The organism is Saccharothrix sp. BKS2 (assembly GCF_047689505.1).
Lineage (GTDB): Bacteria > Actinomycetota > Actinomycetes > Mycobacteriales > Pseudonocardiaceae > Actinosynnema > Actinosynnema lopnurensis.
Genome location: NZ_JAUQOL010000007.1, coordinates 1 through 12,773 on the forward strand (window position 1 = coordinate 1; position 12,773 = coordinate 12,773).

The window sequence follows — 12,773 nt, forward strand, 5'->3', positions numbered from 1 at the left end:
ACGAACTCCGACACGCCAGGATCGCTCCAGTAGCCTGAACTCCAGCAACCCGACTCCGCCAAACGGGGTGAGGATCAGAACGAGCAGAGCGCGAGCATCCACCGCACCCTCAGCGGTGAGCTCGGCGGGAGCCGCTGAGGGAGCCGCTGAGAGGGTGCTGCGGGGTGCGCCGAGGGGGCGCGTCGCGGGGTGCGCCGGGTCGGCCTCAGCCGCCCTCGTCGTCCTCGTCCCCGCGGCGCTTCTTCCGGTCGGCCCGCTCGGACTGCACAACCTCGTCCGACTCGATCAACGGCGTGCCGTCGCGCACGACGACCCGGTGGCGGCGCGTCTCGGTGATCCGGTGGGAGCCGTCGGTGTAGGCGATGGCGAGGGTGACCGCGCCCGGTCCGCTCACCACGGGCGTGGCGACGACGGTGAGGTCCTCCACGTCGCGCCACGCCTTCTCGAAGCGGGGCTTCCCCTGCCCCCGCGCCCCCGGCCCCAGCATCTCCCACGCCTGGTCGACCCGGTCCGGCAGCAGCGCGTAGTAGTCCGCGACGACCTGCTCCAGGGCGACCTCCGGGACGGTGGTCGTGGTGGTTGTGGTGGTTGTCGTGGTGGTGGTCCGGGGCGCGCTGCTGCCCGCCGGCGCGCTGCCGGTGGGGGCGGCCGCCCGGTCGCCGTCGTCGCCGCGGGTCGCCACCACCACGGCGACCACCGCCCCGACCACCACCAGCACGGCCAGCGCGATCGGCAGCACCCGCCCGCCCCGCGCGCCCTGTCCGTTCCGCCCGTCCGGCGAGATCGCCCCGGCACTTCCGCTCGGTGCGTCCTGTGCGCCCCGCCCGCCAGGCCCGGCCCTCCCTCCCGGCTCGTCCTGCGCGTCCCAGCGGTCCGACCCGGCTCTCCCGTCGAGCGAGACCGGCGGGACCGCGAGGTCCAGCCGGGTCCGGGGCAGCGGTCCGACCCGAAGCAGCTCGGCCACCTGCGCCATGGTCGGCCGGTCGCCGGGCTCGGTGCGCAGCAGGTCCATCAGCAGCCCGGTCAGCGGCCCGGCGTGCGCGGGCGGCGCGAACCGCCCCGAGGCCACGGTGTGCAGCAACGCGATGGCGTTGGCCCCGTCCCCGAACGGCGGCCTGCCCTCGACCGCCGCGTACAGCGTCGCGCCGAGCGAGAACACGTCGGACGCGGGCCCCGGCTCCGCGCCGCGGGCGACCTCGGGGGACAGGAACGCGGGCGTGCCCGCGAGCAGCCCGGTCCGGGTGACCGCGACGTCGCCCACCGCCCGCGCGATGCCGAAATCGCTGATCTTGGCGGTGCCGTCGGCGGTGATGAGCACGTTGCCGGGCTTGACGTCGCGGTGCACGATCCCGGCCGCGTGCGCGGCGGCCAGCGCGGAGGCGACCTGGGCGCCCACCCGGGCGGCCCGGTCCGGCCCCAGCACACCCAGCTCGGCCAGCGACCGCGACGGCAGGTGCTCCATGACCAGCACGGGCCTGCCGTCCTCCTCGACGACGTCGTGGAGGGTGATCGCGTTCGGGTGGTGCAGCCGCGCCGCGATGCGCCCCTCGCGGGCCGCCCGCGCCACCGCCTCGCCCGCGTCGACGCCCTCGGGCACCACCAGCTGCTTGAGCGCCACCACCCGGCCCAGGCGCTCGTCGAACGCCTGCCACACCACGCCCATCGCGCCCGCGCCGAGCCGCGCGCGGATCCGGTAGCGACCGGCGACCAGGCGCCCTACGTCCGTCACCGGCTCCTCCGTCCCCCACGTCCCGTGCGGTGAGCACCCTAACGGGCCCCGGTCGGTCGGGGTCGCGGCTCGGTCCCCGCCGGCACGACGAGCCCGGCGAGCAGCACGTCCACCGGCTTCTCCGGCGGGCACGCGGTCACCGCCACGAGGGCGAACGCGGCGATGTCCCCGGTGGTGACGCCGGCCGGGATCGTCGTCGCGCCGCGTTGAGCGGGGAGCCTGCCGCCGGTTGAGCCGACCACTGGCCGAGACCTTCACCGCGTGCCGCGACGAAGAGGCCCAGGGATCAGCGCACGGGCTTCGTGGCGCGCAGCGAGTACATCAGCGGCAGGCGCGGGTGGCCGGGCGGGAAGCGGTACCCGCCCGTGCCGGTCGGCTCCAGCACGGGGTAGCGCCGGAACAGCGTGTGCTCGCGCTCGCGCAGGAAGTCGAGGCGCAGCCCGGCCCCGGCCAGCGCGGTGACCACCTCGCCCAGCGGGTGCTGCCACTGGACCGAGCGCGTGCGGGTCAACCCGGGACCGTCGGTGTAGGTGTGCGGCTGGTCGTAGGTCTCGCCGCCGGCGCGGAAGTAGTCGTCGCGCAGCGTGCGGCCGTCGTCGCCGAGCAGTTCGGCCAGCGGGTGGAACTCGGCCAGGTAGAGGAACCCGCCGTCCACGAGGAGGTCGGCCACGACCCGCGCCCACCGCGCCAGGTCGGGCAGCCACACCAGGGCGCCGATGCCGGTGTAGACGACGTCGAAGCGCTCCCCGCCCAGGGCCTCGGGCGCGGCGTGGACGTCGGAGACGACGAACCGGGCCCGGTCGGACAGGCCGGTGTCCGCGGCCAGCGCCCGCGCGGTCCCGATCGCCTCGGCGGAGAAGTCCAGGCCGGTGACGCGCGCCCCGCGCCGGGCCCACGACAGCGTGTCCTGGCCCATGTGGCACTGGAGGTGCGCCAGGCGGCGGCCGGTGACGTCGCCGACCTCCTCGGTCTCGAACGCGCGCAGCGTGCAGGCGCCGTCCCGGAAACCCGCCAGGTCGTAGAACTCGCTGCCGGCGTGGACGCGCGTCCGGTCGTCCCAGTTCGCGCGGTTGACGTCGAGCCAGTCGGCGGTCACGGGGCGACCCTAGCCGGCTCCGCGGATTTCCCGGAAAAGATTTTGGCGGGTGTGTCGATCGAGTGCCCCACCCGTTCGACCTGGGGATGAGAGGGTCCACCGGAGCGGCCCGAACACCCAGGGAGACGAAGACCGTGAAGTACATGCTGATCATGCGCGCGACCGACGAGGCTTACGAGAAGATGGGCGACGTGGACTTCGACACCATGTTGGAGACCGTCGGCAGGTTCAACGACGAGCTGATCCGGGCCGGCGTGCTGGTCGCGGCCGAGGGGTTGGCCGACAGCGCCGAGGGCGTGGTGGTCGACTACTCCGCCGAGGCGCCCGTGGTCACCGACGGCCCGTACGGCGAGACCAAGGAGCTGTTCGGCGGCTTCTACCTCCTCAACGTGGCCTCGAAGGAGGAGGCCGTCGAGTGGGCCAAGCGGATGCCCATGGGCGGTCCGGGCTTCAAGACCGAGGTCCGCCGGGTGAGCACGATCGACGAGTTCCCGCAGGACAACGAGTGGATCGCGAAGGAGCGGGCGTGGCGGGAAGCCACCGGCCAGCTCTGAGTGGGGCCGAGGGCATGTCGGACCCCACGGGTCGCAGGGCCGTCGCCGCCGTCTGGCGGATCGAGTCGGCGCGGATCGTCGGCGCGCTCGCGCGCTACACCGGTGACTTCGCGCTGGCCGAGGACCTCGCCCAGGAGGCGCTGGCCGAGGCGCTGGTGACCTGGCCGCGCGAGGGCGTGCCCCGCAACCCGGCGGGGTGGCTGCTCACCGTGGGCCGGCGGCGCGCGGTCGACGCGTTCCGCAGGCGCGCCACCCGGGACCGGAAGTACGCCGTCCTCGCCCGTGACCTGGGCGAGGGCGGCGTCGCCTCGGGCGGCCCGCCCCCCGACCGGGAGGAGGACGTGGTGTGGGACCCGGACCGGATCGACGACGACGTGCTCGCGCTGGTCTTCACCGCCTGCCACCCGGTGCTGTCGCGGGAGGCGAGGGTCGCCCTGACCCTGCGCGTGGTCGGCGGACTGACCAGCGACGAGATCGCCAAGGCGTTCCTGGTCCCGACCGCGACCGTGCAGGCCAGGATCACCCGGGCCAAGAAGACCCTCGGCGCGGCCCGGGTCCCGTTCGCGGTGCCGCCCGCCGACGAGCGCGCCGCCCGGCTCGGGTCGGTGCTCAGCGTGGTCTACCTGATCTTCACCGAGGGCTCCTCGGCCAGCTCCGGTGACGACCTGATCCGGTTCGACCTGGCCGGCGAGGCCCAGCGCCTGGCCCGCGTGCTGGCCCGCCTGGTGCCGGACGAGCCGGAGGTCCACGGCCTGCTGGCGCTGCTGGAGCTGACCGCCGCCCGGTTCCCCGCCCGCACCGGCCCGGACGGCGAACCGGTGCTGCTGGAGCACCAGGACCGCCGCCGCTGGGACCGCGCCGCGATCGTCCGGGGCCGGGCCGCCCTGGTCCGCGCGGAGCGGGTCGGGCGGGGTTTGGGCGCCTACGGCCTCCAGGCGGCCATCGCCGAGTGCCACGCCGTGGCGCCCTCGGTCGGGGCGACGGACTGGGAGCGGGTCGTGCTGCTCTACGAGGCGCTCGGCCGGCTCGCGCCGTCCCCGGTGGTCGACCTCAACCGGGCGGTGGCGGTGTCCATGGCGCGGGGGCCGGCCGCGGCGCTGCCGGTGGTGGACGAGCTGGCGGCCGGCGGGGCGCTGGCCGGGTCGCACCTGCTGCCGAGCGTGCGCGGGGAGCTGCTCACCCGGTTGGGGCGGGTGGAGGAGGCGCGTGCCGAACTGGCCCGTGCCGTGGAACTGTGCGGCAACGAGCGCGAGCGGGCGGTGCTGAGGGGCAAGATCGCGGCTTTGGGCTGAGCGCGGTGAGGCTCGGCGGCCCACGGGGTCTCACTGCGCCGGGCCTCACCCCCCGGGCCTCACCCCTCCACGGCGTCGCGCACCGACATCTCCCGCCCCTCGCAGTGCTCCAGGTAGTACGCGTCCTCCCCGAGCACCGCCCGGGTCCGGGCGATCGTGCGCTCCCGCTCCGGGCGTTCCCGCGCGGGCACCGGGATGCCGTGCGGCTCGCGCAGCGCGTCGGCGAAGCCGATCAGCCGGGCCGCCCGACCGGGGCGCCCGCCGACCAGGTGGGCCGCGGCGAGGGCGTCGGCCACGCTCGCCTGGCGCCACCAGTCGCCCACCTCGCCGTGGATCCCCAGGCCGGTCCGCAGCCACGTCACCGCGTCCTCGTGCCCGCCGGTGCGCAGCGCGACCAGGCCCAGCACGTCGTAGGCGTACCCCAGCCCCTCCCGGAAACCCAGCCGCCGGAACGCGGCGAGGGCCTCCTCCGCCAGCCGGCGGGCCCGCCCCGGGTGCCCCCGGTAGACGGCCGTGAGCGCGAGGTGGATGCGGGTGGAGGCGATGCTCTCCTCGTCGCGCGCGAACCGGTAGTGCCGCAGCGCCTCGTCGAGCAGGGCCTCCGCGTCCTCCAGGTCGCCCGCCACCCACGCGGTGAAGCCCGCCATCTGCCGGACGTCCGCCACCGCGCCCGCGTCGTCGCCGTGCGCGGTCAGCGCCTGGTCGTACCAGGACCGCGACTCGCGGTAGCGGCCCTGCTCGCGGGCGATCGACCCGAGCAGCCGCAGCGCCCTGGCCTCTCCGCCCCGGTCCGCCACCGCCCGGAACCCCTCCAACGCCCGCAGCGCGGCGGCCGTCGAGTCGTCGTGCGCGAGGTCGAAGTAGGCGAGGAACGCGGCGGCGAGCCGGGCGGCCGCCACCAGCTCCACCGGGCCGCGCGGGCAGGCCGCGAGCGCGTCGTCCAGCCACCGGCGTCCCCGCCGGTAGTGGCCCGCCAGCCGGTGGTACCTCGCCATCGCCACGGCCAGGCGCAGCCCGGCGACGCCGTCGCCGGTCGCGGCGAACCACTCCTTCGCCGCCCACAGGTCCTCGCTCCCGGCCGCCAGCGCGCGCATCGACCCGACCTGGTCCGGGCCACGCAGCCCCGCGTCGGCGCGTTCCGCCGCGGCGAGGTGGAACGCGGCGTGCCGGGCCCGCGCCGCCTCGGCCTCCTCGGGGCGCCCGGCCAGCTCCCCGTGCGCGAAGTGCCGGATGATCTCCAGCAGCCGGTAGCGCGCGCCCGCCGGGCCGTGGTCGACCACCACGAGCGACTTCGCCACCAGGTCCGCCAGCGCGTTCAGGGCGTCCCCGCCCGGCCACACCGCCTCCGCCGCGCCCAGCGCGAAACCGCCGACGAACACGGCGACGTGCCGCAGCAGCGCCCGGCCCCGGTCGTCGAGCAGGTCGTAGCTCCAGGCCAGGGTGTCGTGGAGCGCCTGGTGGTGCGGCCGACCGCCGGGCCGCCCGGTGCGCAGCAGCGACGGGTCGTGCACCCGCGCGGCGATCTCCGCCACGGTCAGCACGCCGGTGCGCGCCGCGGCCAGCTCCAGCGCGAGGGGCAGCCCGTCCAGGCGAGCGCAGATCGTGGCCAGCGCGGCGGCGTCCCCGTCGGTGAGCGCGCGGACCGCGGGCAGCGCGGCGCGGTCGAGGAACAGGCGCACCGCGTCGTGCTCGCGGACCGCCGCGAGCGTGTCCGCGCCGGCCGGCGGGACGGGCAGGCCGGACACCGGCCAGGCGACCTCGCCGGGCACCCCGAGCGCCTCGCGGCTGGTGGCCAGCACCCGCAGTCGCGGGCAGGAGCGCAGGAGCCGGTGGACGACCGGCGCGCAGACGTCCAGCACGTGCTCGCAGTTGTCCAGCACGAGCGTCGTGCGCCGGGTCCGCAGGTGGCGGACGAGCGCGTCGACCGGGTCGAGGCCGGGTTCCTCGCGCAGCCCGAGGCGGTCGCCCAGCACCCGGGGCAGCCGGTGCGGGTCGTGCAGCGGGGTGAGGTCCACGAACAGCGCCTCGGCGCGGCCGTCGCCCACGGCGATGGCCAGCCGGGTCTTCCCGGCGCCGCCCACCCCGGTGAGGGTGACCAGGCGCCGGGTGTCGAGCAGGCCGGTCAGCTCGCCCAGGTCCGCCGCCCGGCCGACCAGCGGCGTCACCGGGGCGGGGAAGTCCCGGTCCGGGACGGCCACCGGGTCCGCGGGCCGACGCGGCGTGCTCTCGCCCGCGAGCACGGCGGCCTCCAACCGCCGAAGCCGCGCGCCCGGTTCCAGGCCGAGCTGCTCGACGAGGGTGGCGCGGGCCCGCTGGTAGGCGCCCAGCGCGTCGCCCTGCCGCCCGTCCTCGGCCAGCGCGAGCACCAGCAGCTCCCAGAACCGCTCGCGCAGCGGGTGGTCCGCGACCAGCGCCTCCAGGTCGGCGATGACGTGGCCGCCCCGCCCGAGGCGGATCTCCGCGTCCAGCAGCTCCTCGGTCGCGGTCAGCCGGGACTCGCGCAGCCGGGCCGCCTCGGCGCTGCCCCACTCCCGCACCGGGCAGTCCGACAGCACGTCCCCGCGCCACAGCCCGAGCCCCTCGCGGAGGCAGGCGGCGACGTCGTGGGGCGACCCGGCGTGGCGGGCGCGGCGCAGCAGCCCCTCGAACCGGGTGCTGTCGACCAGGTCCGGGTCCACCGCCAGCGCGTAGCCCGGCGGGCGGGTGGCGATCAGGTCGCCGACCTCGGCGCGGGTCAGCGCGCGGCGCAGGTGGGCGATGTGCGCGTGCAGGGTCCGGACCCCCGACCCGGGCGGGTCCTCGCCCCAGACGCCGTCGAGCAGCGCCTCCTGCGACACCACGCGCGGCGCCCGCAGGGCCAGCAGCCCGAGCAGCGCGCGCTGGCGCGGCCCGCCCAGGGGCACCGGGCCCGCCGGTCCGACCAGCTCCAGCGGACCCAGGACCCGGATGTCGACCTCGGCCACCCCGACCCCCGTCCGGCGCGCGTGGGCGCCGGTGACCCCGGTCGGGCGCGCGACCCCCAGCCTGTCGGCCGGGGGTCGCGTCGCGGAACCGCCGGATCAGGGACCGCAGGCGGACGTCAGCTCACCGGCTGTGCACGTGGCGCCGTCCGCGCCGCCGTCGAGGCGGTCCACCCCGGGACCGCCGTCGAGGTGGTCGACGCCGGGCCCGCCGTGCAGCTCGTCGTCGCCGTCCAGGCCGGAGAGCACGTCGGCGCCGGCGCCGCCGTCGAGCAGGTTGGGTCCGTCGTCGCCGGTCAGGTGATCCGTGCCGAGGCCGCCCCGCAGGTCCTCCACGTCGCCGGTGACGGTGTCGCCCTCGCCGGGTTCCCCGTCGTCGCCCGCCGGGCCGCCGATGCCGGCGGTCACGTCCCGCCGGTGGCCGGCGTAGTCGGCGGTGTCGCGTCCCTCCCGGCCCCGGAACACGTCCGCGCCGCCCTCGCCGCGCAGCAGGTCCGGGCCCGCGCCGCCGTCGAGCGCGTCGTCCCCCGGACCGCCCACCAGGGTCGACGGGGTCGCGGTGCGGTTGTCCAGCAGGTCGGCCTGGTCGCCGCCGAGCGCGAGCAGACCCTGGACGCCGGTGGCGTCGCAGCCGACCAGGGTGGTGTCCGCGTGGTCGGGGTGCTCGCAGCCGTCGGCCGCGAGGACCGGCGCGCTGTCGTCGACCAGGTAGCGGTCGGCGTCGGGGGAGAGGGTGATCGTGGTGGAGTTGGCGTGCCCGGAGGCCGCGGTGAACGCCAACTGCGCGCCACCGACCCCGACCGTGCCGACGAGGCCGTCCGACAGGGTGTAGTGGCCCGCGCCGTTCTCGATCTTCTCCACGTCGGTCTTGACCACGTCGTCGTGGAGCTGCGCCAAGCCGGGCTCGTAGTGGACCACGTCGTAGCCGGAGCCGCCCTGGAGGAGGTCCTGGCCCGAGGCGGCGGTGTTGACGGTGTCGTCGCCCTCCCCGCCGTCGACGACGTCCTCCGACAGCCCGAGCCCGATGACGTCGTCGCCCGCCCCGCCGTGGATCGTCGACATCGGCTCCCGCACCGCCAGGGTGTCGGCCAGGTCGCCGAGGTGGATCTCGACCGGGGTCGAGGGGGTCCCGCAGGCGATCTCGCGCTTGTCGGACGGGTCGGGGTACTGGCAGCCGGCGCCGACCAGTTCGATCGGGTGGGCGTCCCGGATCGCGATCCTCGACTGCGCCGCGCAGCACACGGCGGTCACGTCGTTGGCGTACCCCTCGGCGGCGACGAAGTGGATGACCCCGTCGGCGAGCCACACCTTGCCCCCGTACGCGTCGGCGTGCGCGGCCGTGCCCGTGAGCAGGCCCGCCACCACCGCGAGCGCCAGCGCCGCCGCGGCCTGCGGGGCGCTCCTGTGCACCGTTCGCATGTCCTCCCCCTTCTCCGGCCCCGTTCCGGGGTCTGGTGGAGTTGTAGCGGGGGAGCCTTGCGGTTCGGTTGCGGTGGGGCCGGCGCGGCCCCACCGCCCCGTTCCGCTACGGCTGGCACCCGACGTAGAGCTCACCCTCCACGCAGGTGTCCTGGAGCGAGCCGAAGAGCCAGTCGTCGCCCGCGACGCCGCCGTTCAGGTGGTCGACGTCCCCGTCCCCCCACAGGCGGTCGTCACCCGGACCGCCGTGGACGGTGTCGTCGCCGGACCCGCCGTGGATCCAGTCGTTCTCGTTGGACCCCGAGAGGTAGTCCGGGCCCCCGAGCCCGTCGATGGTGTCGTTCCCGCCGTTGCCGACGATGGCGTTGCCGTTGCCGTTGCCGGTCAGCGTGTCGCCGCCCTCGCCCCCGTACAGGTCCTCGACGTCACCCCAGATCGTGTCGCCCTCGCCGGGCACGCCGTCGTCCTCGGAGACGCTGTCGATGTCGGCCTCCACGGCGGTGGCGTAGCCGTAGTAGGTGACCCCGTCCCGGCCGCCGCCGCCGGAGAAGTGGTCCTCCCCGCCGTCCCCGCGCAGGATGTCGTCGCCGGGACCGCCGTACAGGTGGTCGTCGCCCGCCTGGCCCCACAGGATCGTGGGCGACGCCAGCGTGCTGGAGACGACGTCGTCTCCGCCGCCCGCGTAGACCACGACGGTCGTGACGCCGGAGTCGTCGCACTCCACCAGGGTCAGGTCGGCCGCGGACGGGTGCCAGCACCCCGGGCCGGTCTGCACCTCCACGGAGTCGTCGAACACGAACCGCGTGCCGAGGTGGCGCAGGATGACGGTGTTGCGCTCCCCGCCGGCCTGGTAGACCAGCGAGGTCCCGGACAGCGCCACCGTGCCGCCGGCGTCGGCGGTCGCCGTGCCCGTGCCGAGCAGCACCGGTCCCGCGGCGAGCGCGACCACCGCGGCGAGCTTGGTCCTGGTCATGGTTTCCCCTCCCGTTCCCGGGGACGGTGCCCCCGGCTGGGAGGAGCACACCGCGTCGCGGTTGCGGTCGGGTTGGGGTCGGCCTGCGGTCGTCCCCGGGCGGCCCAGCCGGGGGCCGGACGGCTGCGCAGCGTTCGCGCCGCCCCGGCCGGGGTGGGCCGGAAGAGGTAGCGGCGCTGCGCTTTTCGGTGCACGCCCCGCCGGCCGAACGGACCCGGGCTTACGGTCCCGACCATGACGAAGCTGATCGGCGTCATCGGCGCGGTCGCGCTGCTCACCGGCGGCTGCGGCGCGCCGGCCGCCACCGCGCGGGACGACCGGCCGGTGGTGCTGACCACGTTCACGGTGCTGGCCGACATCGCCGGCGCCGTTGCGGGCGGGCACCTGCGGGTCGAGTCGATCACCAAGCCCGGCGCGGAGGTCCACGGCTACGAACCGACCCCCGACGACGTCAAGAAAGCCGCCGCGGCCGACCTGGTCGTGGACAACGGGTTCGGCCTGGAGGCGTGGTTCGCCCGCTTCGTCGCCGAGGTCGACGTGCCGCACGTGGTGGCCGGCGAGGGCGTGGCGCCCGTGCCGATCGCCGAGGACGCCTACGCCGGCGAGCCGAACCCGCACGCGTGGATGTCGCCGCTCAACGTCCGGACCTACGTGGACAACCTGGTCGAGGCGTTCGCCGCGCTGGCGCCGCGGCACGCGGCGGACTTCCGGGCCAACGGCGAGCGCTACCGGGGCGAGCTGCAACGGGTGCACGACGACCTGGTGGCGGCGCTGGCGGTGCTGCCCGAGGGCAAGCGGGCGCTGGTGACCTGCGAGGGCGCGTTCTCCTACCTGGCGCGCGACGCCGGGCTGACCGAGCGCTACCTGTGGGCGGTCAACGCCGAGCAGCAGGCGACGCCGCGGCAGGTCGCCGGGGTGATCGAGTTCGTGCGCGCCCACGCGGTGCCCGCGGTGTTCTGCGAGTCCACCGTGTCCGACGCCCCGATGCGGCAGGTCGTCGCCGCCACCGGGGCCGCCTTCGGCGGTGTGCTCTACGTCGACTCGCTGTCCACACCGGACGGTCCCGTGCCGACCTACCTGGACCTGGTGCGCCACGACGCCCGGACCATCGCCGCCGCGCTGACCCGGGACCCCGGGTGAACGCGGTCGAGGTGGACGACGTGACCGTCCGCTACGGCGACGTGCTCGCCCTGGACCGCGTCACCCTGTCGCTGGCCACCGGCCGGGTGTGCGGGCTGGTGGGCGTGAACGGGTCGGGCAAGTCCACGCTGTTCAAGGCGATCACCGGCCTGGTGCGGCCGGACCGCGGCGCGGTCCGCGTCCGGGGCGGCCCGCCGCTGCGGGCGCGGCGCTCCGGCGTGCTGGCCTACGTGCCGCAGAGCGAGGCGGTGGACTGGGCGTTCCCGGTGTCGGTGCGGGACGTGGTCATGACCGGGCGGCACGGCCGGCTGGGCTTCACCCGCCGTCCGGGCCGCGCCGACCACGAGGCCGTCGACCGGGCGCTGGACCGGGTCGGCCTCACCGACCTGGCGGCCCGGCAGATCGGCCGGCTGTCGGGCGGGCAGCGCAAGCGGGCGTTCGTGGCCCGGGGCATCGCGCAGGAGGCCCGCGTGCTGCTGCTGGACGAGCCGTTCGCGGGCGTGGACAAGCGGTCGGAGGGCACGATCACGCGGCTGCTGCGGGAACTGGCCGCGGACGGCGCGGCGGTCCTGGTGTCCACCCACGACCTGCACGGGCTGCCCGCCCTGGCCGACGAGGCGGTGCTGCTGATGCGCCGGGTCCTGGTGCACGGCCGGTCGCACGAGGTGCTCAGGCCGGAGAACCTGGTCCGCGCGTTCGGGCTCGACGTGACCGCCCGCGAGGAGCCGGCGTGACCCCGTACGAGCTGCTGGTGGAGCCCCTGGGCTACGGGTTCATGGTCCGGGCGCTCGCGGCCGCGGTGGTCGCCGCCGCCGTGTGCGCGGTGCTGTCGTGCTGGCTGGTGCTCATCGGCTGGTCCCTGATGGGTGACGCGGTGTCGCACGCCGTGCTGCCGGGCGTGGTGCTGGCCCACGTCCTCGGCGCGCCGTTCGCGCTGGGCGCGGTGGTGTTCGGGTTCCTCGGGGTCGCGCTCATCGGCGTGGTCCGCGACGGCGGCCGGGTCAAGGAGGACGCGGCGATCGGCATCGTGTTCACCACGCTGTTCGCCCTCGGGCTGGTGCTGATCTCGGTGACGCCCAGCCAGACCGACCTCAACCACGTCGTGTTCGGCAACCTGCTCGGCGTCGCCCGCGCCGACCTCGCCCAGATCGCCGCGCTCGGCGCGCTCGTGCTGGTCGCGCTGCTGCTCAAGCGCCGCGACTTCACCCTCTACGCCTTCGACCCGGTGCACGCCCACGCCATCGGCCTCAACCCGCGCCTGCTCGGCGCGGCCCTGCTCGGCCTGCTGGCGCTGACCTGCGTGGTGGCGCTCCAGGTGGTCGGCGTGGTGCTGGTGGTGGCGATGCTGGTCATCCCGGGCGCGACCGCCCACCTGCTCACCGACCGGTTCGGGCGGATGCTCGTGATCGCCCCGGCCGTGTCGGTCGGCGCGGCGGTGCTCGGGCTGTACCTGAGCTACCACCTGAACACCGCCTCGGGGGGCATGGTGGTGCTGGTGCAGGGCGGGCTGTTCCTGCTGGCACACCTTTTCGCGCCGCGGCACGGTCTGCTCGGCCGGCGAATCGCGGCGAACCGGCGGACGGCGGCCTGACGGTCCGAATTCGTTCACA

At 76.0% G+C, this 12,773-nt stretch carries 11 protein-coding genes; 5 read left to right on the forward strand and 6 right to left on the reverse strand.

Annotated features, from left to right (window positions below; all coding sequences use genetic code 11):
- Positions 1 to 205: 205 nt before the first annotated feature.
- Genes Q5530_RS16105 through Q5530_RS16115 form a run of 3 tightly spaced genes read right to left on the reverse strand, consistent with a single transcriptional unit; the run spans position 206 to position 2,825 of the window.
- Positions 206 to 1,729, reverse strand: a complete 1,524-nt coding sequence (locus Q5530_RS16105; RefSeq protein ID WP_415363075.1) for a protein kinase domain-containing protein — start codon at positions 1,727 to 1,729, stop codon at positions 206 to 208.
- A 38-nt stretch (positions 1,730 to 1,767) separates the two neighbouring features.
- Positions 1,768 to 1,971 carry a hypothetical protein gene (locus tag Q5530_RS16110; protein ID WP_415363076.1) on the reverse strand — a complete coding sequence of 68 codons (204 nt, stop codon included), beginning with the start codon at positions 1,969 to 1,971 and terminating at the stop codon, positions 1,768 to 1,770.
- A gap of 44 nt (positions 1,972 to 2,015) precedes the next feature.
- The gene (locus Q5530_RS16115) at positions 2,016 to 2,825 is read right to left on the reverse strand and encodes a class I SAM-dependent methyltransferase (protein WP_415363077.1); all 810 of its coding nucleotides are present in this window, start codon (positions 2,823 to 2,825) and stop codon (positions 2,016 to 2,018) included.
- A 134-nt stretch (positions 2,826 to 2,959) separates the two neighbouring features.
- Here Q5530_RS16115 and Q5530_RS16120 point away from each other — a divergent pair, with 134 nt between their 5' ends.
- Together Q5530_RS16120 and Q5530_RS16125 are read left to right on the forward strand one after the other, a co-directional pair.
- Positions 2,960 to 3,379, forward strand: coding sequence for a YciI family protein (locus tag Q5530_RS16120; protein WP_415363078.1), 420 nt, complete (start codon positions 2,960 to 2,962; stop codon positions 3,377 to 3,379).
- Between the two features lie 14 nt (positions 3,380 to 3,393).
- The gene (locus Q5530_RS16125) at positions 3,394 to 4,671 is read left to right on the forward strand and encodes an RNA polymerase sigma factor (protein WP_415363080.1); all 1,278 of its coding nucleotides are present in this window, start codon (positions 3,394 to 3,396) and stop codon (positions 4,669 to 4,671) included.
- Positions 4,672 to 4,730: 59 nt separating this feature from the next.
- Here the strand turns inward: Q5530_RS16125 and Q5530_RS16130 are convergent, their stop codons facing one another.
- The 3 genes from Q5530_RS16130 to Q5530_RS16140 form a co-directional block, all read right to left on the reverse strand.
- Positions 4,731 to 7,634, reverse strand: coding sequence for a BTAD domain-containing putative transcriptional regulator (locus Q5530_RS16130; RefSeq protein ID WP_415363081.1), 2,904 nt, complete (start codon positions 7,632 to 7,634; stop codon positions 4,731 to 4,733).
- A gap of 96 nt (positions 7,635 to 7,730) precedes the next feature.
- A complete protein-coding gene (locus Q5530_RS16135) occupies positions 7,731 to 9,050 on the reverse strand; it encodes a calcium-binding protein (protein ID WP_415363083.1) in 1,320 nt (439 codons plus the stop codon).
- A 106-nt stretch (positions 9,051 to 9,156) separates the two neighbouring features.
- Positions 9,157 to 10,023, reverse strand: coding sequence for a calcium-binding protein (locus Q5530_RS16140; protein WP_415363085.1), 867 nt, complete (start codon positions 10,021 to 10,023; stop codon positions 9,157 to 9,159).
- 234 nt (positions 10,024 to 10,257) lie between these two features.
- Between Q5530_RS16140 and Q5530_RS16145 the strand changes: the two genes are divergently transcribed.
- The 3 genes from Q5530_RS16145 to Q5530_RS16155 are packed head-to-tail and all read left to right on the forward strand — an operon-like array spanning position 10,258 to position 12,754.
- Positions 10,258 to 11,163, forward strand: a complete 906-nt coding sequence (locus Q5530_RS16145) for a metal ABC transporter substrate-binding protein (protein WP_415363086.1) — start codon at positions 10,258 to 10,260, stop codon at positions 11,161 to 11,163.
- Positions 11,160 to 11,897 (forward strand): metal ABC transporter ATP-binding protein, encoded by a 738-nt coding sequence (locus Q5530_RS16150; RefSeq protein WP_415363088.1) that lies wholly within the window; start codon positions 11,160 to 11,162, stop codon positions 11,895 to 11,897. The genes Q5530_RS16145 and Q5530_RS16150 overlap by 4 nt, the downstream gene beginning before the upstream one ends.
- On the forward strand, positions 11,894 to 12,754 hold the full coding sequence (locus Q5530_RS16155; protein WP_415363089.1) for a metal ABC transporter permease: 861 nt from the start codon (positions 11,894 to 11,896) through the stop codon (positions 12,752 to 12,754). The genes Q5530_RS16150 and Q5530_RS16155 overlap by 4 nt, the downstream gene beginning before the upstream one ends.
- Positions 12,755 to 12,773: the final 19 nt, after the last annotated feature.

Excerpts from the sequence above, each read along its gene's own strand:
- Q5530_RS16145 (WP_415363086.1), top strand. The coding sequence starts at position 10,258 with ATGACGAAGCTGATCGGCGTCATCGGCGCGGTCGCGCTGCTCACCGGC.
- Q5530_RS16140 (WP_415363085.1), bottom strand. The coding sequence starts at position 10,023 with ATGACCAGGACCAAGCTCGCCGCGGTGGTCGCGCTCGCCGCGGGACCG.
- Q5530_RS16135 (WP_415363083.1), bottom strand. The coding sequence starts at position 9,050 with ATGCGAACGGTGCACAGGAGCGCCCCGCAGGCCGCGGCGGCGCTGGCG.
- Q5530_RS16125 (WP_415363080.1), top strand. The coding sequence starts at position 3,394 with ATGTCGGACCCCACGGGTCGCAGGGCCGTCGCCGCCGTCTGGCGGATC.